The 17,241-nt window shown below is 73.5% G+C and carries 18 protein-coding genes and 1 pseudogene; 4 read left to right on the top strand and 15 right to left on the bottom strand.

What is annotated here, in order from left to right; genetic code table 11:
• Positions 1-18 precede the first annotated feature (18 nt).
• Together mftF and ACYVG5_RS12240 are read right to left on the bottom strand one after the other, a co-directional pair.
• Positions 19-1,440, bottom strand: a complete 1,422-nt coding sequence (gene mftF, locus ACYVG5_RS12235; protein WP_460683218.1) for a mycofactocin biosynthesis glycosyltransferase MftF — start codon at positions 1,438-1,440, stop codon at positions 19-21.
• A gap of 47 nt (positions 1,441-1,487) precedes the next feature.
• On the bottom strand, positions 1,488-1,736 hold the full coding sequence (locus ACYVG5_RS12240; RefSeq protein WP_222049788.1) for a type B 50S ribosomal protein L31: 249 nt from the start codon (positions 1,734-1,736) through the stop codon (positions 1,488-1,490).
• 179 nt (positions 1,737-1,915) lie between these two features.
• On the opposite strand from ACYVG5_RS12240, the gene ACYVG5_RS12245 reads away from it, so the two are divergent.
• The 3 genes from ACYVG5_RS12245 to ACYVG5_RS12255 are packed head-to-tail and all read left to right on the top strand — an operon-like array spanning position 1,916 to position 4,945.
• The gene (locus ACYVG5_RS12245) at positions 1,916-2,926 is read left to right on the top strand and encodes an iron-siderophore ABC transporter substrate-binding protein (protein ID WP_222049789.1); all 1,011 of its coding nucleotides are present in this window, start codon (positions 1,916-1,918) and stop codon (positions 2,924-2,926) included.
• Between the two features lie 46 nt (positions 2,927-2,972).
• A complete protein-coding gene (locus ACYVG5_RS12250) occupies positions 2,973-3,968 on the top strand; it encodes an iron-siderophore ABC transporter substrate-binding protein (RefSeq protein WP_222049790.1) in 996 nt (331 codons plus the stop codon).
• A 14-nt stretch (positions 3,969-3,982) separates the two neighbouring features.
• On the top strand, positions 3,983-4,945 hold the full coding sequence (locus ACYVG5_RS12255) for an ABC transporter substrate-binding protein (RefSeq protein WP_222049791.1): 963 nt from the start codon (positions 3,983-3,985) through the stop codon (positions 4,943-4,945).
• Between the two features lie 36 nt (positions 4,946-4,981).
• Here ACYVG5_RS12255 and mftE read toward each other — a convergent pair whose 3' ends face one another.
• Both mftE and ACYVG5_RS12265 read right to left on the bottom strand, forming a co-directional pair.
• A complete protein-coding gene (mftE, locus tag ACYVG5_RS12260; RefSeq protein ID WP_222049792.1) occupies positions 4,982-5,677 on the bottom strand; it encodes a mycofactocin biosynthesis peptidyl-dipeptidase MftE in 696 nt (231 codons plus the stop codon).
• Entirely contained in the window at positions 5,674-5,814 is a 141-nt protein-coding gene (locus tag ACYVG5_RS12265; protein ID WP_222049793.1) for a hypothetical protein, read from the bottom strand. Before ACYVG5_RS12265 ends, mftE begins: the two co-directional genes overlap by 4 nt.
• A gap of 66 nt (positions 5,815-5,880) precedes the next feature.
• On the opposite strand from ACYVG5_RS12265, the gene ACYVG5_RS12270 reads away from it, so the two are divergent.
• Positions 5,881-6,363, top strand: coding sequence for a pyridoxamine 5'-phosphate oxidase family protein (locus tag ACYVG5_RS12270; RefSeq protein ID WP_222049794.1), 483 nt, complete (start codon positions 5,881-5,883; stop codon positions 6,361-6,363).
• Here the strand turns inward: ACYVG5_RS12270 and ACYVG5_RS12275 are convergent.
• The 11 genes and pseudogenes from ACYVG5_RS12275 to mftA all read right to left on the bottom strand — a co-directional run bounded on the left by ACYVG5_RS12275 (position 6,356) and on the right by mftA (position 17,205).
• Positions 6,356-8,185, bottom strand: coding sequence for a putative bifunctional diguanylate cyclase/phosphodiesterase (locus ACYVG5_RS12275; protein ID WP_222049795.1), 1,830 nt, complete (start codon positions 8,183-8,185; stop codon positions 6,356-6,358). The genes ACYVG5_RS12270 and ACYVG5_RS12275 overlap by 8 nt on opposite strands.
• 132 nt (positions 8,186-8,317) lie before the next feature.
• Positions 8,318-9,253, bottom strand: coding sequence for a vWA domain-containing protein (locus ACYVG5_RS12280; RefSeq protein ID WP_222049864.1), 936 nt, complete (start codon positions 9,251-9,253; stop codon positions 8,318-8,320).
• A 66-nt stretch (positions 9,254-9,319) separates the two neighbouring features.
• The gene (locus tag ACYVG5_RS12285) at positions 9,320-10,369 is read right to left on the bottom strand and encodes an AAA family ATPase (RefSeq protein WP_460683219.1); all 1,050 of its coding nucleotides are present in this window, start codon (positions 10,367-10,369) and stop codon (positions 9,320-9,322) included.
• Between the two features lie 31 nt (positions 10,370-10,400).
• Entirely contained in the window at positions 10,401-11,237 is an 837-nt protein-coding gene (locus tag ACYVG5_RS12290; protein ID WP_222049866.1) for a mycofactocin-coupled SDR family oxidoreductase, read from the bottom strand.
• Entirely contained in the window at positions 11,237-12,067 is an 831-nt protein-coding gene (locus tag ACYVG5_RS12295) for a mycofactocin-coupled SDR family oxidoreductase (RefSeq protein WP_222049796.1), read from the bottom strand. The genes ACYVG5_RS12290 and ACYVG5_RS12295 overlap by 1 nt, the downstream gene beginning before the upstream one ends.
• 101 nt (positions 12,068-12,168) lie before the next feature.
• Positions 12,169-12,990, bottom strand: a pseudogene (locus ACYVG5_RS12300) (mycofactocin-coupled SDR family oxidoreductase); the annotation flags it as partial.
• 18 nt (positions 12,991-13,008) lie between these two features.
• On the bottom strand, positions 13,009-14,262 hold the full coding sequence (mftD, locus tag ACYVG5_RS12305) for a pre-mycofactocin synthase MftD (protein ID WP_222049798.1): 1,254 nt from the start codon (positions 14,260-14,262) through the stop codon (positions 13,009-13,011).
• Between the two features lie 115 nt (positions 14,263-14,377).
• Positions 14,378-15,214 (bottom strand): mycofactocin-coupled SDR family oxidoreductase, encoded by an 837-nt coding sequence (locus ACYVG5_RS12310; protein WP_222049799.1) that lies wholly within the window; start codon positions 15,212-15,214, stop codon positions 14,378-14,380.
• Positions 15,215-15,509: 295 nt separating this feature from the next.
• Positions 15,510-16,739, bottom strand: a complete 1,230-nt coding sequence (mftC, locus tag ACYVG5_RS12315) for a mycofactocin radical SAM maturase (RefSeq protein WP_222049800.1) — start codon at positions 16,737-16,739, stop codon at positions 15,510-15,512.
• Positions 16,736-17,101 carry a mycofactocin biosynthesis chaperone MftB gene (mftB, locus tag ACYVG5_RS12320; protein WP_460683220.1) on the bottom strand — a complete coding sequence of 122 codons (366 nt, stop codon included), beginning with the start codon at positions 17,099-17,101 and terminating at the stop codon, positions 16,736-16,738. Before mftB ends, mftC begins: the two co-directional genes overlap by 4 nt.
• On the bottom strand, positions 17,086-17,205 hold the full coding sequence (gene mftA, locus ACYVG5_RS12325; protein WP_222049801.1) for a mycofactocin precursor MftA: 120 nt from the start codon (positions 17,203-17,205) through the stop codon (positions 17,086-17,088). The genes mftB and mftA overlap by 16 nt, the downstream gene beginning before the upstream one ends.
• Between the last annotated feature and the right edge of the window lie 36 nt (positions 17,206-17,241).

Here is a 17,241-nt window from a genome sequence, read left to right on the forward strand (position 1 = left end):
GTCGGTGGGGTCGGCCGCTCAGATCTTCCCCGGGCCGGCCGGCAGCAACGCCCGGACGTCGCGCGCCCGCAGCGCGCCGGACCACAGCCCGGCGCCGTAGCCGAGGTCCTCCAGCCGCCGGCCCGCGGTGAACGCGAGGAGCCCGATCGCCCTTCGCTGCGGCCACCACCCCAGCAGCGCGTCCAGCACCGCCACCGCCGCGGTCAGCCGGCGGGCCCGCCGGGACACCAGGCACGCCCCGACGGTGAGCGGCCAGTGGTGCCGGGTTCCCGCACGGGCCAGCGTCCGCCCGGAGGCCGCCGTCCCCCGCAGCACCAGCCCCGCCGACAACCCCGCCGGCGGTGGCTGACCGGGCCGGCCCAGCCGCCGGGCCAGCCGCGCCGTCGCGACGCCGAGCACGCCGACGGCCGCGGCCAGCCCCGCAGGGCGCCCGGTCAGCGCCAGCGCCCACGCCGCCGCCGACCACGGTGAGATCACGATCGGCGCGACCGCCGACCCGTGCCGCGCGGCCAGCAGCGCCGCGCCGGTGCCGTAGAACGCCCGGCGGCCCAGCCACTCCCCCGGCTCGCCGCGGTGCTCGTGCGCCACCTCCGCGGCCGGCTCGTACCGCACCCGCCAGCCGGCCCCGACCAGCCGCCAGACCAGGTCGACGTCCTCGGCCACCTGCATCGACTCGTCGAACCCGGCGCCCAGCGCGCTGCAGCGGCCCACCAGCGCCGCGCTGGGCACGTACGACACCGCGCTGCGCGGGGTCACCGCCGCCGGGTGCGGCCCCATGTCCAGCGCGCTGGCCACCTCCTCGTAGCGGCTGACCCACCCGGGCCGGTCGACCGGGACACCCGCGATCCGCGGCGCCACCAGCGCCAGCCGGGGGTCGGCCAGGTGCCCGGCCAGCCTCGGCAGCCAGCCCGTCGAGGGCACGCAGTCGGAGTCCAGGAAGGCCACCGCCGGCGTGCGCACCGCCCGCAGCCCGGCGTTCCGGGCCGCCGCCGGCCCCCGGGCCTCCTCGTGACGGACGAGTCCGGCGCCGAACTCGGCGACCACCGCGGCGACCGCCGTCGGGTCGGCCGAGCCGTCGTCGACGACCACCACCGGGCAGCCCGCCGTCCCCGGGTCGGCCCGCAGCGCGCCGAGCAGCCGGGCCAGCCCGGCCGTGCGGTCCTTCACCGGGACGACGACGGTCACCGCGACCGCCCCGGCCTGCGGGCCGTCCGGGTGGGCGAGGCCGGCGTCCAGCAGCCGGCCGGCCAGCGTGGCCGTCCGCGCGTCGGTGACGACGAGCCGGTCGCCGGCCAGCAGCGGGCGGGCCGCGGGAGCGAGCCGGAGCATCCGCAGCGGAGAGCCACCGAGCAGGGCGGCGCCGCCGTCCCGGCGCTGCGCGCGCGGGTCGAGCCGGACGGTGAACCCGTCGGGCAGCCGGTGCGACGGGGGAACGGGCACGGCAGGAGCTCTCACCGGGTCGGCTGGGGCCGGGGACGGACGGCGGCTCAGCGGGCGCGAACCCCGTAGCGCTGCCGGAACTTCTCCACCCGGCCCGCGGTGTCGACGACCCGCTGGTCGCCGGTCCAGAAGGGGTGCGAGGCGGCGCTCGTCTCCACCACCACCAGGGGCACGGACTCGCCGTCGACCTCGACGGTCTGGTTCGTGGGAACCGTGGACCGCGTGCGGTACGTGGCGCCGGTGGCGCTGTCCCGGAAGACGACGGTGCGGTACTCGGGGTGGATGCCGTTCCTCATGGTGCTCCTCTCGGCGGCGCGGGACGTCCACCCCCAGCGGGGCGGGCTGATCGCGCCATCAGCAGGAACCGCGCCGGCCCGCCGGCTGTTCCCGCAGGTCGGACGCACAGGAGGCGGTGACCCGTTCGTGACCGTCGTTTGGTTAGGTGAGCCTCACCTGTCCCGAACGAGGAGCACGCATGCCGTCCCGCCCCACCGTCCGCGGCGCCAGCCTGGTCGCCGTCACCATCGTGCTCGCGAGCTGCACGTCGGGCTCCGACGCCGCCGACACCGAGGGGGCCGCCGGGGCGAGCACGTCCAGCGCCTTCCCGGTCACCATCGACCACACCTTCGGATCGACGACGATCGAGGAGGAGCCGACGAGCGTCGTCACCTGGGGCTTCGGTAGCACCGACGCGGCGCTGGCCCTCGGCGTCGTCCCGGTGGCCATCCCGTTCCAGTCCTACGGCGGCAACGCGGAGGGGCTCCTGCCGTGGATCGAGGAGGAGCTGGCCGAGCTGGGAGCCGAGACCCCCACCGTGCTCCCGGACGGCGAGGAGGTGCCCTTCGAGGCGATCGCCGCCGCCGCCCCCGACGTGATCCTGGCGAACTACTCGGGGATCACCGAGCAGGACTACGAGACGCTCGCGCAGATCGCGCCGACCGTCGCCTACCCCGGCGAGGCCTGGACCACCCCGTGGCGCGACCTGGTCCGCACCGTCGGGGAGGCCCTGGGCCGCTCGGACGCCGCCGCGCAACTGGTCGAGGAGACCGACGCGACCATCGAGGCCGCCGCGGCCGCACACCCGGAACTGCAGGGCAGGACGGTGGCCGCGGTGTGGGACAGTGCCGGCAGCTTCTACGTCTACGAGGCGGCCGACCCCCGGGTGGAGTTCCTCACCGACCTCGGCCTGGAGGTCGCACCCAGCGTCAGCGAGCTCTCGACCGACGAGTCGACCTTCTACTCCACCCTCAGCTACGAGCGGGTCGCCGAGTTGACCAGCGACATCCTGCTCAGCTACGCCTCCGACCAGGCCGAGGCCGACGCGTTCGTTGACCAGCCGTACGCCCGCACGATGACCCAGGTCACCAGCGGGCACCACGCGGCGATGGTCGGCGCCGCCGCCATCGCCGCCGTCTCGCCCCCCACGGTGCTCTCCCTGACCTGGGGCCTGGACGACTACCTGACGGCGCTGTCCGCAGCAGCCTGACGAGCCTGACCGAGATCCCACACCTCGCACACCTCCAGGAGCACCCATGTCCCACCGCTCGACCATCCGCGGCGCCGCCCTGCTGGCGGCCGCCATCCTGCTCACCAGCTGCGGCTCGGACACCGACGCCGCCGACACCACCGACACCACCGGCGGCGACACCACGTCCTCCGGCGCCTTCCCGGTGACCGTCAGCACCGCCTTCGGCGACGTGACCGTCGAGGAGGAACCCGAGCGGGTCGTCGCCCTGGGCTGGTCGGACGCCGAGACCGCGCTCTCGCTCGGCGTGCAGCCGGTCGGCGCCAGCGACTGGCTGGGCTTCGGCGGCGAGGGCGTCGGCCCCTGGGCCGAGGGCCTGTACGACGAGGCGCCGGAGATGATCGAGACGCTGGAGCCCAGCCTCGAGGCGATCGCCGCGCTGGAGCCCGACCTGATCCTGGACACCCGCTCCGACGGGACCCAGGAGCGGTACGACTCGCTCAGCGCCATCGCCCCGACCATCGGGGCGCCCGAGGGCGTCGGGCCGTACCAGACCACCTGGCAGCAGCAGCTCGAGCTGGTCGGGCAGGCGCTGGGCAGGACCGAGGAGGCCACCGCCCTACAGACCGAGGTCGAGCAGCAGTTCGCCGACGCCCGAGCCGCGCACCCGGAGTTCGACGGCACCGAGGTGGCCGTCGCGGCCTACACCTCCGAGGGCTTCGGCGCCTACGTGCGCGGTGACGGCCGGGTCGACTTCCTGGAGTCGCTGGGCTTCACCAACGCGCCGGCGATCCAGGAGTTGGCCGGGGAGAACTTCTTCGTGCCGATCAGCGAGGAGCAGCTGCCGCTGCTCGACGCCGGCCTGACCGTCGCCTTCCCGATCTTCGTGGACGCCGGCGAGATCACCGGCAACCCGCTGTGGCAGTCGATCCCGTCGGTGCAGGCCGGGCGCTCGGTCGTGATGGACGACGAGACGCTGACCAACGCCTTCTCCAGCGGCTCGGCGCTGGGCATCCAGTACGCCCTGGACAACGCCGTCCCGCTGTTCGCCGACGCACTCTGAGAGAGACGGGACCCATGCCGAACTGGACCCGCGGCGCCACCCTGGCCGTCGCCGCCACCCTGACCCTGACCGCCTGTGGCGGGTCCGACCCGGGCGGCGACGCCGCGGGCCCGACCGAGCCGGCCGCCGAGAGCCGCACCGTGCAGCACGCGCTGGGCGAGACGGTCATCGAGGGCACCCCCGAGCGCGTCGTCGTGCTGGACACCGGCGAGCTCGACGCCGCCCTGGCCCTCGGCGTCACGCCGGTGGGCTCGGTCCGCACCGACGTCAGCGACGAGCTGCCGGCCTACATCCAGGACGCCGGCGTCGACCCCGCCGACATCGAGAACGTCGGCACCATCGCCGAGCCGAACCTGGAGGCGATCGCCGCGCTGGACCCGGACCTGATCCTGACCAACCGGGTCCGGCACGAGGACATCGCCGACCAGCTCTCCGCCATCGCGCCGACCGTCTTCGCCGAGGCCATCGGCGAGACGTGGAAGGAGAACCTGCTGCTGGACGCCGAGGCGCTGAACCTCAGCGACAAGGCCGAGCAGCTGCTGGCCGAGCACGAGGAGCGGGCCGCGGAGGTGGGCGCGCTGTTCGGCGACCCGGCCGACCTCGAAGTGAGCATCGTCCGGTTCCTCGACGGCAGCGGGGTGCGCCTCTACGGCGAAGGTTCGTTCATCGGCGCCGTGCTGGCCGACGTCGGGTTCAGCCGCCCGCCGCTGCAGCAGACCGCCGAGACGTTCGTCGAGCTGAGCCTGGAGGAGATCACCCGGGCCGACGCCGACCTGGTCTTCTACAGCTCCTACGGCGAGGAGGGCGGCTCGGTGGTCCAGCAGGTCACCGGAGGCCGGCTCTGGCAGGGCATGCCCTCGGTTCAGGAGGGCCGCGCGCACGAGGTCGGCGACGACCGCTGGTTCCTGGCGATCGGCCCGCTGGGCGCTGGACTGGTGCTCGACGACCTGGCGGAGATCGCCGCCGCAGGGAGCTGACCGGTGCCGGCCGGCTGCGGGGCGGGGCCGGCGGGCTCAGCCCAGCAGCCGCCCGGCGCCGTCCACCCGCCACCCGGCGACGGCGGTGACCAGCCGGCCGACCATCCCCGCCAGCAGCACCTCCCCCTCCGCGGCCGAGGCGCCGGCCGGGTTGCCGAGCACCCCGTTGGGGCTCACCCCGCGTACCCCCTCGGCACGCAGCCGGGGCAGCAGCTCCGCGATCGGCGCGGTCGCGCCCGCCTCGGCCAGCTCCGCGCGCACCGCCGTCGGTTCCACGTGCAACATCAGCGACGTCTCGGTCCGGCCGGCGTGCGCGTCACCCCCGGGCACGCCACACGGGAACCAGGCCACGTCGCGGCCCTCGGTGCGCAGCAGCGGAACCGCGGCCCGCAGCGCGTCGATGTTGCCGCCGTGGCCGTTCACCACCAGCAGCCGGCCGGCCCACCGGCCCGCCGAGCGGCCGTACTCGACCAGCAGCGTGGTCAGCGCCGCGGTGCCGATCGACACCGTCCCGGGGAACCCCTCGTGCTCGCCGCTGGCGCCGTAGGCCAGGGCGGGTGCCAGCAGCGCGCCGTCCAGCGCCGGGACGGCGCCCGTCGCGACCGCCGTGGCGACCACGCCGTCCGTCGCGAACGGCAGGTGCGGGCCGTGCTGCTCCACCGCGCCCAGCGGGACGACGAGCAGCGGCCGGCCGGCCAGCTCCGGCCAGGTGGCGTCGGCCAGCCGGGTCACAGCGCGGCCGCCACGCGCTCGCCCTCGACCGTGGCCGCGTCGACGGCGGCGTTGGTGAGGTGCGCGGCGAAGACGACGCGGTTGGCGAGCGCCACCGGCCCCAGCCGCAGCGGGGTCGACAGCAGCTGCCCGCTCATGCCCCTCCTCCGCCGCACCGCCCCGGTGGGCGTGTGCCCGTCCGCCGGCCTGGGCAGGAGGATGGCATGACCACCGATGACACCCGCAAGGTCGCCGAGCTGCTGAAGGACGAGCGGGTCGGCATGTTCACCACCACGTCGCCCGACGGCACCCTGGTCAGCCGGCCGATGTCGATGCAGGAGGTCGAGTTCGACGGCGACCTGTGGTTCTTCGCCTCCCGCACGTCCCGGAAGGTCGCGCACCTGACCACCGACCCCCAGGTCAACGTGGCCACCGCGGGCAGCAGCAGCTGGGTGTCGCTCACCGGTCACGCGCTGGTGGTCGACGACCTGGCCACGAAGAAGGAGCTGTGGAACAGCGTCGTGGAGGCCTGGTTCCCCGACGGCCCGGAAGACCCCGACGTCGTCCTGATCCGGGTGTCGGCCGCCTCCGCCGAGTACTGGGACTCCCCGGGCGGCCGGCTGGCCAGCCTGGTCAGCTTCGCCAAGGCGAAGGTGACCGGCCAGGCCTACGACGGCGGGGAGAGCGGGACGGTGCGGCTCAGCTGACCGGCACGGTCGCGGGCAGGTGCGCGGCGGCGCCGGCGGCCGGCGCCGGCCGGGCGAACAGGTAGCCCTGGGCCGATCCGCAGCGCAGGTCGGTGAGCATCGCCCGCTGGCCCTCGGTCTCCACGCCCTCGGCCACGACCGCGAGCCCGAGCGTGCGGGCGAGCTCGACGATCGAGGAGATGAGGGTGGCCGACGAGCTGCCCGCGGCCAGGTCGCTGACGAACGAGCGGTCGATCTTGAGGATGTCGGCGGGCAGCCGGCGCAGGTAGGACAGCCCGGAGAACCCGGTGCCGAAGTCGTCGATGGCGATGGCGACACCGAGCGCGCGGAGGGCCTCCAGCTGGGCCACGACCCGCTCGATGTCCTGGACGAGCACCCCCTCGGTGACCTCCAGGGTCAGCTGCCGGGCCGGGAAGCCGCTCTCGGCCAGCGCCGCGACGACGTCCGTGGTCACGTCGTCGTCCATGAGCTGGCGCGGGGACAGGTTCACCGCCATCCGCAGCGGGGTGCCGGTCGCCGCGGACCACTCGGCCGCCTGGCCCAGCGCCTGGCGCAGCACCCAGCGGCCGATCTCGGTGATGACGCCGCTCTCCTCGGCCAGCGGGATGAACTCGGTCGGCGGGATCGTGCCGCGCTCGGGGTGGTGCCAGCGCACCAGCGCCTCGAAGCCGGTGGTGGCGCCGTCGGTGAGCCGCACGGTGGGCTGGTAGTAGACCTCCAGCTGGCCGGCCGCGGTGGCCCGCCCCAGATCCTGCTGCAGCTCCGCGCGCCGCCGGGCCGCCTCGGCCATGCCGTCGGCGTAAACGACGAGGCGGTTGCCGCCCTGCGCCTTGGCCAGGTACATCGCCAGGTCGGCGTCGCGCAGCAGCGCACCGGCGGTCTCGGCGTCGGGGTCGGTGGACGACGCGACACCCACGCTGCCGTGCACGGTGACCGGCCCGCCGTCGAGCAGCACCGGCAGGGCGAGGGAGACCAGCACCCGCTCGGCCACTGCGCGGGCGACGTCCGGGCCGGCGGTCACCACGACGGCGAACTCGTCGCCACCGGTGCGGGCGACCAGGTCGCCGGGGCGCACGCAGCGCCGCAGCCGGTCGGCGACGGTGAGCAGCAGCTGGTCGCCAACGGAGTGCCCGCGGCTGTCGTTGACGTCCTTGAAGTCGTCCAGGTCGATGAACAGCAGGCTGACCGGGCCGCGGCGCTGCAGCGCACGGGTGGTGGTCTCCTCCAGGAGGGTGCGGTTGGCCAGGCCGGTCAGCGGGTCGCTCAGCACCTGGTCCTCGTTCAGCCGCCAGGAGGCCAGGTGCGCGATGCTGGCGGCCAGCACGAAGCCGGCGTGCACGCCGGCCCACAGCCAGGGGGCGTGCTCGCCGGTGTGGCCGAAGACAGCGTGCGGGTAGAGGGTGCCGACGATCCCGTGGTGGCCGGTGACCACGACCAGGGCGATGCCGAAGGGCACCCAGTGCTGGTACAGCGAGACGACGCCGACCATCACGAAGAAGGAGAAGTGCGCCTCGGTGACCCCGCTCCACAGGTGGACGAGGGCCACGCAGGCGCCCTGCAGGCTCAGCGTGGTGGCCGCGGCGCGGGTGGTGCGGCCGAGCCCGGGCACGACCGCCAGGGTCAGCGGCCAGGCGACGGCGACGAACACCACGACGGCGGTCAGCTGACCGTGACCCCAGACCCAGGCGAGCCCGACCAGCCCGACCGCGCACGCCAGGGCGATGCGCACGATGGCCCGGTGCCGGCGCTGCCAGATCTCCTCGGGCAGCTCCCGCCCCCGGGGCAGCAGACGCACAGCCTCGTTCCGGAGCAGCTGGATCATGACCGGGACATCGACAGCCGCCGGCGGCCGCTGGAGCCCGGAGGCCGGGATCTCCCCCCTCCGGGTGGCCTCGGCTCGGCTCCCTTCAGGGTCCCGCCCCGAGCTTGCGAGGGGTGGGGGGAAGGGGGTCCTTCAGCAGTCGGTGAAGACGGCGGTGAGCGCGGCGGCGACGTCCCGGTGGTCGCGCACCAGCCGCGCCCGCCCGCGGCCGAGCCGGGCGAGGTCGCGGCCGAGCTCGACGTCCTGCTCGCCGGAGGTGTCCAGCAGGACGTCCAGCCGCGGCAGCCGCGCCGCGGTCAGCCGGGGGTCCGGCCCGGCGTTGTGCACGCAGTCGGACAGCAGCAGCACCCGGGCGTCCCACGGCGGGACGCCGTCCAGCTGGCGGGCCGCGGTCTCCAGCGCGAAGGACACGTTGGTCAGCCCCTGGGCCGGCACCCGCAGCAGCAGGTCGAGCACGGCGAGGGGCGCGACCTGCTCGCCCATCCGGACCAGCACCGCGGCGTCGGACCAGAAGGCCACCACGGCGAGGGAGTCGCGGGCCAGCTCACCGGCCAGCGCGCCCACCGTGGCCGCCGCCGTCCGCACCCGCTCGCCCTTCATCGACCCGGACACATCCACCACCAGCACAACCGAGCGCCGCTGCCGGACCCGTTCGCGCACCACCAGGTCGGTGCCCTCCGGGTACGGGACGCCGACGATCGCCTCCAGCGTCCGCTCCAGGTCCAGCTCGTCCGATCCCCCGCTCCAGGACATGCTGGCCAGCTCCCCCACCCCGCGGCGGGACCGCAGATCGCGGGGCGGGCGCGGCACCGACAGCCGGCGGGCGATCTGCCGGGCGCGGGCCCGGGTGAGCTGGTCGGCGGCGCCCTCGGCGTCCAGATCGGCCAGCGGAATCAGGTCCGCCGGCTCGTCCGTCGTCCCGGACGCCGTGCCGCCGGGCCGGGACGGACCGGTCCCGGACCGCCGCCGATCGCCGGAGGACAGCGCCAGCCCGCCGCCACCGCGGGCCGGCTGGAACAGCGAGGGCTGCTCGGTGAGCTGCTTGGGCTTGCGCCGCAGCGGCCGCATCCCCCGCGTCCGGTCCGCCCCCGGCCGGTCGCGCCGGGTCACCGGGGAGTCGGCGTCGACGGCTCTTCAACCGGGCTCGGCCGCAGCCGGGGAGAGCAGGAAGTGGTCCTCCCAGATCTCCCGCAGCACCGCCTCCGGCGTCGTCTCCAGCGTCTCGTCGAGGAAGATCCGCCCGGACAGCGCCAGCAGCACCGCGTCCAGGACGACGTCGGTGTACTCGCCCGGCAGCCCGCGGGGCGGGGCGACCGACGACTCGTCGGGCAGCGGGACCCCGCGGATCGCCGCCAGCTGGGCAGCGACCAGCGCGACGTCGATCGCCCCGCGCACGCTGCTGCCCTGCCGCAGCTCCTCCCGTTCCCGGGTGGCCCGGGTCAGCGCCACGGCGTCCGCGATCAGCCGCGCCGACCCGAGACCGGTGCGCCGGGCCACGATGCCCCGCTCCGCCTCGGCGTCCTGGTACCCGATCGCCAGCCGGCACAGCCGGTCATGCGCCGACGTCGACAGCCGGGTGGTGCCGATCGTGTCGTAGGGGTTCATCGAGGCGATGACCCGGAAGCTCGCCGCCGCCTCGACGATCCCGACCCGCGGCACCGCGATCCGGCGCTCGGCCATCGCGGTGAGCAGCGTGTTCAGGGTGTCCTCGGGTGCCCGGTTGAACTCCTCGACGTAGAGGAAGCCACCGGAGCGCATCGCCTCGACCAGCGGTCCGGGCACGAAGTTCTCCGGCGAGTAGTCCTCCCGGAGCACCCGGGCGGGATCGTGGTGCCCGACCAGCCGGGTGGGGGTGAGGTCGGCGTTGCCCTCGACGAAGACCAGCGGGATGCCCCACTCGGCGGTGATCGAGCGCAGCAGCGTCGACTTCGACGTCCCCGGCGGCCCCTCGAGCAGGACGTCGCGGCCGGCGGCGACCGTGGCCAGCAGCAGGTCGAGTTCGCGGGTTCGGCCGACGAGGTGACGGGCCACCCGGGTGCGGACGGCGCGCACGGCGTCACCGTCGTCCCCGGTGACCCGCAAGCCGGTGACGACGGGGTCGTCACCGGTGGGATGGGCGAGGTGCTCGGTCAGGGCATGCTCCTCATGCAGGGGGCGCAGCCGTGCTCCCGGTACCGAGAGCACGGAGCTCTCGGTACCGGAAGCACGCAACGGGCTACTTGACGGTGTACCCGGCGTCGACCGGAAGGGTCACGCCGGTGATGTAGCGCGCCTCGTCGGAGACGAGGAACAGGATCGCGTTGGAGATGTCGACCGGCTCCAACCAGGGAACGGGCAGCGCGTTGGTCGAGGCGAAGATCGGCTCCGCCTTCTCCCGGCTGGGGGCCGGGTCGTCGGGTGCGAACAGCCCCCAGGTCTTCTCGTTCTGAATCATCACGGTGTCCACCCCGGTGGGGTGCACGGTGTTGACCCGGATGGAGTGCTGCGCGAACTCGTTGGCCAGGGTCCGCATGATGCCCACCACGCCGTGCTTGGCGGCGGTGTAGTGGACCGTGTTCGGCGTTCCCTTCAGGCCGGCCGTGGAGCTGGTGAGCACGACGGCCCCGCCGCGGCCGCCGTCGATCAGGTGCGGCAGCGCGACCTTGCAGGTGTTCCAGACGCCGGTCAGATTGATGTCGATCATCTCCCGCCAGGCGTCGTCGGTGACCTCGAGCGCCGGCTGGATCTCGAAGACCCCCGCATTGGCCAGCACGATGTCCAGCCGCCCGAGCTGGGCGACGCCGTCGTCCACCGCGGCCTTCAGCGCCGCGGGGTCGCGGACGTCGGCCTTGGTGGCGACGATCCGCCGGTCCAGCGCCTCGACCTGCCGGACGGTCTCGGCCAGGTCCTCCTCGGTGGCCGGTGGGTACATCTCGATCGACGGCACCGGTCCGGCGATGTCGACGGCGATGATGTCGGCGCCCTCCTGTGCCAGCCGCAGCGCGTGGCTGCGGCCCTGGCTGCGGGCGGCACCGGTGATGAACGCGACCTTGCCCTCGACCCGGCCGGCCATCACTTGATCACCATCCCGGCGTCGACCGGCAGCTGGATGCCGGTGACATAGCGGCCGGAGTCGGACACCAGGTAGAGGATCGCCTCGCTGACGTCCGCCGGCTCCACCCACGGGATCGGCAACGCGTTGAGGCTGACGAAGGTCTCCTGCACCTCGTCGAGGCCCGGGCTGTCGAGGTCCGGCCGGAAGTTCGCGTACGTCGGCTGGTTCTGAATCATGTCGGTGTCCACCTGGGTCGGGTGCACCGAGTTGACCCGGATACGGTTCGGCGCGAGCTCCAGGGCCAGCACCTTCACCAACCCGACGATGCCGTGCTTGGCCGCGGTGTAGTGCGCCAGTTTCTGGATGCCCTTGAGGCCTGCGGTCGAGCTGGTGATCACGATCGCGCCGCCCTCCTCGTTGGCCTTGAGGTGCGGGATCGCCGGCCGGACCGCTTTGAACTGGCCCGACAGGTTGGTGGCGATCATGTCGTCCCACATCTCGTCGCTCATCTCCTCAGCCATCGAGAAGCTGAGGATCCCGGCGTTGGCCACGACGATGTCAAGCCGGCCGAGCTGGGCGACCCCGTCGTCCACGGCCTGCTTCACCGCCGCGCCATCGCGGACATCGGCCTGGGTCGCGACGATCCGCCGGTCCAGCGCCTCGATCTCCTGGACCGTCTGCGCCAGGTCGTCCGGTGTGGCCAGGTCGTAGGGCACGGTGCCCACCTGAGCGCACTGGTCGACCGCGATGATGTCCGCGCCCTCCCGCGCCAGGTGGACGGCGTGGCTGCGGCCCTGACCGCGTGCCGCGCCGGTGATGAACGCGACCTTTCCGTCGAGCTTTCCCATGAGAGGTCCTCTCAGTCGGGGTGCCGGCTCGCTCCGGGTCTGAGAGCTGCCGGCGGCCGTGCCCGCACAGCGGGGGCACACCCGCTGCGGGCGCACGGGAGCTACTGCGTGGTGGCACCGGCGTCCACCGGCAGCTGGATCCCGGTGACGTACCGGGCTGCGTCGCTGACCAGCCAGACGATCGCGTCGGTGATGTCCGCCGGCTCCACCCAGCGGACGGGGAGCGTGTTCAGCCCCTGGAACGGGTCGCCGACGTCGTCGCGGGTGGCCTCGCCCGGCTCCAGGTCCGGCCGGAACAGCGCGTACGTCGCCTCGTTGTGGATCATGCCGGTGTCGACCGACGTCGGGTGCACGGAGTTCACCCGGATGCCGTGCGGCGCCAGTTCCAGCGCCAGCACCTTGGTCAGCCCGACGACGCCGTGCTTGGCGGCGGTGTAGTGCGCCATGTGCTGGTTCGCCTTGAGGCCCTCGGTGGAGCTGGTGAGCACCATCGCGCCGCCGTCCGGGTTGGCCTTCAGGTGCGGGATCGCCGCCCGCGCGGTCCGGAAGACCCCGGAGAGGCAGGTGTCGATGACGTCGTCCCACATCTGTTCGGACAGCTCCTCGGCCGGGGAGTAGCTGGTCACGCCCGCGTTGGCCAGGACGATGTCCAGCCTGCCCAGCTGTGCGACCCCGTCGTCCAGCGCCCGCTGCACCGCCGCACCGTCGCGCACGTCGGTCTGGGTCGCCACCACCCGCCGGCCCAGCGCCTCGACCTGCCGCACCGTCTCGACCAGGTCGTCCGGCGTCGCCATGGGGTAGGGCACCGTGCCGATCTGGTCGCACAGGTCCACGGCGATGACGTCCGCGCCCTCCCGGGCCAGGCGCACGGCGTGGCTGCGGCCCTGACCGCGCGCCGCACCCGTCGTGAACACGACCTTTCCCTCGAGCGCGCCCGTGGCTCAGCCCTCGGGGTGGGCCGTCGGCGGGGACTGCCGCGTCGTCGGATCGGCCGCCATCGCCAGGGCTGCCGGAGCCGGTTCGCCGGGGCCCCGGGTGAATCCCGCCGGGGCGATGACGTCGTCCGGGGTCAGGTCGTGCACCGAGGCGCGGCCGAGGCCGAGCAGCGCCTCGTCGATCCCGCTGCGCATGACCGACAGCACGTTCTTCACGCCCTGCTCACCGTTCGCGGCCATCCCCCACAGGTAGGCGCGGCCGATCATGACGGCGCGGGCACCCAGGGCCACGGCCTTCACCGCGTCGCCGCCGCGGCGGATGCCGCCGTCGAACAGGATCTCCAGCTGGTCGCCCACGGCCTCGACGATCGGCGGCAGCGAGCGGATCGAGCCGGGGGTGCCGTCGAGGTTGTTGCCCCCGTGGTTGGAGACGGAGATGGCGGCGGCGCCGATGTCGACGGACCGGCGGGCGTCGTCCACCCGGCTGACGCCCTTGATCACGACGGGCAGGTCGACCTGGTCGACCAGCCAGGCCAGGTCCTCCCAGGTGGGCGGTGGGGTCTGCATCCACTTGCCGTAGGCCTCGAAGAAGCCCGGCGCCTCCTCGTCCCGGGCGCCGATGTTGGGCACACCCAGCTCGGGCAGCTGGCGGTGCTGCAGGTAGGTCGCCAGGTAGCGCGGCTTGCGGATCACCTCGGGGGCGAACTTCAGCATCGTCTTGAGGTCGAGCTTCTCCGGGATCGGCGGGCTGCCCCAGTCCCGGCGGGAGGCGAACGACCAGTCCAGGGTGAGGATGAACGCCTTCGCCCCGGCGGCCTTGCCCCGCTCGGCGCGGGCCAAGATGTCGTCCCGGGAGCCGACCCAGTAGGTCTGCAGGAAGGTCAACGGGTTGGCCTCGGCGACCTCCTCGATCGGCTTGCTGCCGAAGGCGGACAGCCCCATCGCGGTGCCCTCCGCTGCCGCGGCCCGGGCCACGGCGACCTCCCCCTCGGGGTGCACCGCCTGCACGCCGACCGGGGAGATCATCAGCGGCATCGAGATCTCGTGACCCAGCACGGTGGTCGACAGGTCGCGCTCACCGGGCAGGTCGGCGACCCGCGGGCGCCAGCCCAGCTCGTCGAAGGCCGCCACGTTGTCCGACAAGGTGAGCCCGCGCTCACTGGCGGCCAGCAGCGCCAGGTAGACCGACCGCGGGAGCCGCTTCTTCGCCCGCCACTGCGCCTCGTTGACGGTCTCGAACCAGTCCTTCGTACTGGCCATGGTGCGCCTCTTCTCCTCGTTGGCGTGAGCACCGGTCCCGGCTCGCCACCGCGACCCTGCCCACGAGCTGTGGTGCGGACACCCGCCCCCCGTCACGTGCCGGCGGAGCCGGTCGTCACTTGGCGGTGAACCCGGCGTCGACCGGCAGCGCCACCCCGGTCACGAAGCGGGCGTGGTCGCTGACCAGCCAGGCGATGGCGTTGCTGATGTCGACCGGCTCGACCGTCTCCACCGGCATGAGGTTCTCCAACGCGGCGGAGATGCCGGGGTTCGCCTCCATGTAGGCGTTCATCTCGTCGTTCTCGATCATCGGGGTGCTCACCCCGGTGGGGTGCACCGTGTTCACCCGGATGCGGTGCTGGGCCAGCCAGTTCGCGTAGGTCCGCATCAACCCGACCACGCCGTGCTTGGCGGCGGCGTAGCCGTCCATCCCGCCGCTGCCGTCGCCACCCCGGCCGGTGAGTCCCTGGGTGGAGCTGGTCAGCACGATCGCGCCGCCCTGCCCCTTGTCGATCATGCTGGGCACGGCGGCGTGCACGGTGTTGCGGACTCCGAAGAGATTGACCTCCACCACGTCGCGGAAGGCCTGCTCGTGATCGGGGTGGGGGTCGGAGTTCAGCTGCGGCGCGATGCCGGCGTTGGCCAGCACGATGTCGACCGCGCCGAGCTCGGCGATGCCGTCGTCGACCGCCGCCTGCAGGGCGGTCATGTCCCGGACGTCGGCCTGCCGCGTGACGATCCGCCGGTCGAGCGCCTCGACCTCCTCGGCGGTCTGCGCGAGGTCCTCCGGGGTGGCCATCGGGTAGGCCACCGAGCCGATCTGCGCACACAGGTCGACGGCGATGACGTCCGCGCCCTCCTGGGCGAGCCGGACGGCGTGGCTGCGTCCCTGCCCGCGGGCTGCGCCGGTGATGAAGGCGACCTTGCCCTCGAGGTTGCTGGTGAGTGCCATGTCCTTCTCCTCTGACGACGTCGTCTCGGGATCCGGTCTCTCGCTCCTGTTCAGCGGGGATCGAACCTGCCCCGGTCGCGCCCGCGACCGGAAGGCCTTCTCTCAGGCGCTCACCGACCGATGGCCTGCGACCAGACCTCGGCGGCGGTCCCGGACCACTCACCCGTGCTCGCCACGGGACTCCGTCCGGTCGGCGTCATCGAGCGGTGGGCTCAGCTCACGCCCTGTTCGATCACCTGCCCGGGTCCGCCGACCCCGACACCGGGGCCGGCGGACCGTCACACGGTCGCAAAGTTCAGCGGACGTCCAGGCCGGCCAGCGGCGACTCGTCGCAGATCTTCGCCGGCGGCAGGCTGGGCATGCCCAGCAGCGTCGGCTGGCCACGGACCGGACCCGTGTGGGAGTGGTCGATGTGGCTCCTGGGCGTCTCCAGCTCCAGGTCGCGGGCGGCCAGCGCGTTCTCGCCGTAGCCCTGCACGCACTCGGGGTCGGGCCCGTCGAGTGGCAGCCCGGTGAAGAACTTGGCCGCCATGCACCCGCCCCGGCAGGAGTCGAAGTGCTGGCACTTGGTGCACGCGCCGCCGGTCTGCGGGTTGCGCAGGTCGGTGAACAGCTCGCTGGTCTGCCAGACCCGCTGGAAGCCACCCTCGCTGCGCACGTTGCCGGCCAGGAAGTTCTCGTGGATGGCGAACGGGCAGGCGTAGACGTCACCGACCGGGTCGATCAGGCAGACGACCCGGCCCGCGCCGCACAGGTTCAGCCCCGGCAGGGCCTCGCCGAACGCGGACAGGTGGAAGAACGAGTCGCCGGTGAGCACGTTGTCGCCGTTGGCCAGCAGCCAGGAGTAGAGCTCCTTCTGCTGGGCCATCGTGGGGTGCAGCTGGTCCCAGACGTCCGCCCCGCGGCCGGAGGGCCGCAACCGGGTGATCCGCAGCTGCGCACCGTAGGAGTCGGTGAGCGCCTTGAACTCGTCGAGCTGCCCGGCGTTCTCCCGGGTGACGACGACGGAGACCTTGAAGTCCTTCATCCCGGCCTCGGCCAGGTTCTCCAGCGCCCGGGTGGCGGTGGCGAAGGAGCCGGTGCCGCGGACGGCGTCGTTGACCTCGGCCGTGGCGCCGTCCAGGGAGATCTGCACGTCGACGTAGTCGGTGCGGGCCAGCTGCTCGGCCCGGCGCTTGTCGAGCTTCACGCCGTTGGTGGAAAACTTGACCCCGACGTCGTGGCCGATGGCGTAGTCGAGCAGGTGCCAGAAGTCGGGGCGGACGGTGGGCTCGCCGCCGCCGACGTTGACGTAGAAGACCTGCATCCGCTGCAGCTCGTCGATGACCGCCTCGGCCTCGGCGGTGGACAGCTCGCGGGGGTCGCGACGGCCGGAGGAGGACAGGCAGTGCACGCATGCGAGGTTGCAGGCGTAGGTGAGCTCCCAGGTCAGGCAGATGGGGGCGTCCAGGCCGTATTCGAACTGGTCGATGAGCCTGCCCCCAACGGGGCGCTGCGCGGGGCGGGAAGGCAGGACGGCGGTCACGGCTTCCTCCGTTCGATCATCTGGGAGCGGGCGAGGGTGGCCAGCGCGGTGACGTACGCGCGGTGCTGCGTCTCGGGCACCTCGCAGGCGACCAGGGCGCTGGGCACGTCGGGGTGGTCCTGGAGCGCCTGCACGACGGCGACCAGCGGCATCGACTTCAGGAAGGACAGCTTCCGGTTGCCGAAGTGGTAGACCAGCGCCCCGAACGGCTCGGGGCGCAGTGCCACCGACGGCGACTTCCGCCAGGGCACGGAGGGGTCGAAGGGGATCTCGTCCCGGGGGATCGTCACCTCCTCCGCGGCCGGCTCAGTGCCGGCCGCGGAGTCGGTGACCAGCGCGGTGTCGATCAGTACACCCCGCACATGCCGTCGATGGAGACCTCCTCCACGAGGGACTCCTCGACGAGGGCCTCCTCCGCGGGTGCGGTGGTCTCGACCTGGATGTCGTCCTGCGTCGTCTCGGGCATGGAACCTCCGGGTGAGCTGGATCACGGCCACTACCG

The sequence above is a fragment of the Modestobacter lapidis genome, from assembly GCF_054780755.1.

What these genes read in the sequence shown, in the direction of transcription:
- ACYVG5_RS12275 (WP_222049795.1), bottom strand. Translation starts at nt 8,185, where the DNA reads ATGATCCAGCTGCTCCGGAACGAGGCTGTGCGTCTGCTGCCCCGGGGG.
- mftA (WP_222049801.1), bottom strand. Translation starts at nt 17,205, where the DNA reads ATGCCCGAGACGACGCAGGACGACATCCAGGTCGAGACCACCGCACCC.
- ACYVG5_RS12270 (WP_222049794.1), top strand. Translation starts at nt 5,881, where the DNA reads ATGACCACCGATGACACCCGCAAGGTCGCCGAGCTGCTGAAGGACGAG.
- ACYVG5_RS12255 (WP_222049791.1), top strand. Translation starts at nt 3,983, where the DNA reads ATGCCGAACTGGACCCGCGGCGCCACCCTGGCCGTCGCCGCCACCCTG.
- ACYVG5_RS12280 (WP_222049864.1), bottom strand. Translation starts at nt 9,253, where the DNA reads ATGCGGCCGCTGCGGCGCAAGCCCAAGCAGCTCACCGAGCAGCCCTCG.
- ACYVG5_RS12295 (WP_222049796.1), bottom strand. Translation starts at nt 12,067, where the DNA reads ATGGGAAAGCTCGACGGAAAGGTCGCGTTCATCACCGGCGCGGCACGC.
- ACYVG5_RS12245 (WP_222049789.1), top strand. Translation starts at nt 1,916, where the DNA reads ATGCCGTCCCGCCCCACCGTCCGCGGCGCCAGCCTGGTCGCCGTCACC.
- mftD (WP_222049798.1), bottom strand. Translation starts at nt 14,262, where the DNA reads ATGGCCAGTACGAAGGACTGGTTCGAGACCGTCAACGAGGCGCAGTGG.
- ACYVG5_RS12290 (WP_222049866.1), bottom strand. Translation starts at nt 11,237, where the DNA reads ATGGCCGGCCGGGTCGAGGGCAAGGTCGCGTTCATCACCGGTGCCGCC.
- ACYVG5_RS12240 (WP_222049788.1), bottom strand. Translation starts at nt 1,736, where the DNA reads ATGAGGAACGGCATCCACCCCGAGTACCGCACCGTCGTCTTCCGGGAC.
- ACYVG5_RS12250 (WP_222049790.1), top strand. Translation starts at nt 2,973, where the DNA reads ATGTCCCACCGCTCGACCATCCGCGGCGCCGCCCTGCTGGCGGCCGCC.
- ACYVG5_RS12310 (WP_222049799.1), bottom strand. Translation starts at nt 15,214, where the DNA reads ATGGCACTCACCAGCAACCTCGAGGGCAAGGTCGCCTTCATCACCGGC.
- ACYVG5_RS12265 (WP_222049793.1), bottom strand. Translation starts at nt 5,814, where the DNA reads ATGAGCGGGCAGCTGCTGTCGACCCCGCTGCGGCTGGGGCCGGTGGCG.